Annotated in this window: 2 protein-coding genes; one reads left to right on the top strand and one right to left on the bottom strand. The window is 73.6% G+C overall.

What is annotated here, in order from left to right; all coding sequences use genetic code 11:
• The first annotated feature begins 87 nt into the window (after window positions 1–87).
• The gene (locus tag D7W79_RS41300) at window positions 88–1,350 is read left to right on the top strand and encodes a tetratricopeptide repeat protein (protein ID WP_244222264.1); all 1,263 of its coding nucleotides are present in this window, start codon (window positions 88–90) and stop codon (window positions 1,348–1,350) included.
• Between the two features lie 41 nt (window positions 1,351–1,391).
• Here D7W79_RS41300 and D7W79_RS41295 read toward each other — a convergent pair whose 3' ends face one another.
• A complete protein-coding gene (locus D7W79_RS41295) occupies window positions 1,392–2,216 on the bottom strand; it encodes a KpsF/GutQ family sugar-phosphate isomerase (protein ID WP_439099278.1) in 825 nt (274 codons plus the stop codon).
• Window positions 2,217–2,373: the final 157 nt, after the last annotated feature.

Below are 2,373 nucleotides of genomic sequence, written 5' to 3'. Positions count from 1 at the left end.
TCTCGTGGGCTCGGAGATGTGTATAAGAGATAGCCCCTGCCTCCCGGCCACCCCACGATTCCGCCCGGCACCCAGGCGTCCCCCGCCATGGGCACGGGCTCCGGTGCCGCCAACGGCGCGCTGCCTCCCGGCCACCCCACGATGCCCGCGGGCTCCCCCGTGGCGCCGGGCACGCCGCTGCCGTCGGGCCACCCCACGGTGGACGCGAACAAGCTGCCGCCCTCCGCCGAGGAGCTGATGAAGCAGCTCGACTCGTCCGAGGGCCTGCGCGAGCGGGAGAAGACCTTCGAGATCGCCTCGTCGCTGGGCAAGCTCTACTACACGAACGGCCGCAACGCGGAGGCGCTGACCTTCCTGGGCCAGGCGCAGGCCAAGGCGGAGGGGCTGCGCTCGCTGTTCCTCGCGTCGAAGAAGAAGCTGGGCAAGGCCCCCATCGCCACCCCGGAGGCCGCGAACTGCGGCTTCACGCCGGGCCAGGCGCTGGACGCGATGGAGGCCGTGGCGCAGGCCCGCGCGAAGTCCGGCGACACCGCGGGCGCCGCCGCGTGCGCTCGCGCCGCGCTGATTCCCGTGCTGGACGTGGACGTGGTGCGTGGCAACGCGCTGTACCTGGGCGGTGACAGCGCCAACGCGCTGAAGGCGTACGCGCGCGTGCTGGAGGTGGATCCCCGCCACGAGGAGGCGCTGTACGCGCACTCGTCGCTGCTCTTCGAGACGAAGGGCGAGGACCTCCAGGCGCTCAAGGCCGCGCGCGAGGGCTTCGACGCGCTGGTGGCGGCGTACCCTCAGTCCCAGCGCGCGCCCATGGCTCGCGAGCTGAGCGCGCGCATCGAGGAGACGGTGAAGGCGGGCGGCCGGCAGAAGTGGCTCGCGTCGCGCGCCGCGGACCGCAAGGTGCGCCTGTCCCAGCCCACCGCGCAGGCCGCCGCGATGCCTCCGGACGCGCCGCGCCCGCTGACGCCGGAGATGGTGGACGCGGTGAAGAACACGGAGCGCACGCCGGAGCTGGAGGCGGGCCTCACGAAGCTGGTGGAGGAGGGCGAGGAGCACCTGGCGCATGGCCGCTACCAGGAGGCCCTGGCCAACTACACCCGCGTGGTGCCCTTCCAGCCGGAGAACGGCCGCGCCAAGGCGGGCATGGCCTGGGCGCTCGTCGGCCTGGGCCGTCCCATGGGCGCGCGCGTGTGGAGCGTGGCGCTCCAGTCGGACGCGGGCGCGGTGGAGAAGCTGGGCGACACGCTGCTCGCCAAGGGCGACGCGAAGGGCGCCAAGGCCCTCTGGGAGAAGCTGGCCCAGGACGTGCCCAACTACCCGAACAAGGCCGCGCTCCAGGCGAAGCTGTCGCAGTAACGGCGCCGCCCGGGCTTGCCCCGGGCGTGCCCCAGGCTTTCCTAGACGAACTTCGCCGCCAGCAGGTCCTGGACGTCGAGCAGGCCCACCGCTCGGCCCTCGACGTCCACCACGGGCAGCTGGTCCACCTTCAGCTCGCGCATCTGCGCGGCGGCGGTGAGCACCAGCGTGTCCGGGGTGATGCAGCGCGGGCGCTTGCCCATCACCTGGCGCACCGGCACTTCGAAGTCCGTGTGCCCCCGCTCCACCAGCCGGCGCAGGTCTCCGTCGGTGAAGATGCCCTCCAGCCTCCCGTCGCGGTCCACCACGCACGCGGCGCCCGGCCGGCCCGGCGTGTTGGTCATCACCACCACCGCCTGGGACAGCCGCGCGGTGTCCAGCACCAGCGGGTTCGCGGGGCCCGTGCGCATCAGTTCGTAGACGCGCAAGACGGAGCGCCCCAGCTTCCCGCCCGGGTGCAGCAGCGCGTAGTCGTCCCGCCCGAAGGGGCGGCTTCGAAGCAGCGTCATCGCCAGCGCGTCGCCCACGGCGTGCAGCGCGGCGGTGGACGCGGTGGGGACCAGGCCCATGGGGCAGGCCTCCTCGATGCGGCCGATGTCCAGCACCACCTCCGCGCCCTTCGCGAGCGCGCTGTCCGCGTCCCCGGTGAGCGCCACCACCGGCGTGCCCATGCGCTTGAAGAGGGGCAAGAGGCGCAAGAGCTCCTCCGTGCTGCCGCTGTTGGACAGCGCGAGGATGACGTCGCCCTGGCCCACGCGGCCCAGGTCGCCGTGCACGGCCTCCGCGGGGTGGAGGAACACGGAGCGGATGCCCGTGGACGCCAGCGTGGAGGACAGCTTCTGGCCGATGTGGCCCGCCTTCCCCATGCCCGTCACCACCACCTGGCCGGGGCACTCGCGCACGAGCTTCAGCGCGCGCAGGAACGCGTCCCCCAGCCGGTCCGTGACGCCCAGGATGGCGCGGGCCTCCGCCTCCAGCACGCCGCGGGCGTACGTGAGCGCGGCCTCGTCGTCGGCGCTCCGG

It is taken from the genome of Corallococcus exercitus (assembly GCF_003611585.1).
GTDB classification, from domain to species: domain Bacteria; phylum Myxococcota; class Myxococcia; order Myxococcales; family Myxococcaceae; genus Corallococcus; species Corallococcus exercitus.
Note: the sequence above shows the minus strand (reverse complement) of the source record. Positions and strands in the feature narration are given on the sequence as shown.

What these genes read in the sequence shown, in the direction of transcription:
- D7W79_RS41300 (WP_244222264.1), top strand. Translation starts at nt 88, where the DNA reads ATGGGCACGGGCTCCGGTGCCGCCAACGGCGCGCTGCCTCCCGGCCAC.
- D7W79_RS41295 (WP_439099278.1), bottom strand. Translation starts at nt 2,216, where the DNA reads ATGGGGAAGGCGGGCCACATCGGCCAGAAGCTGTCCTCCACGCTGGCG.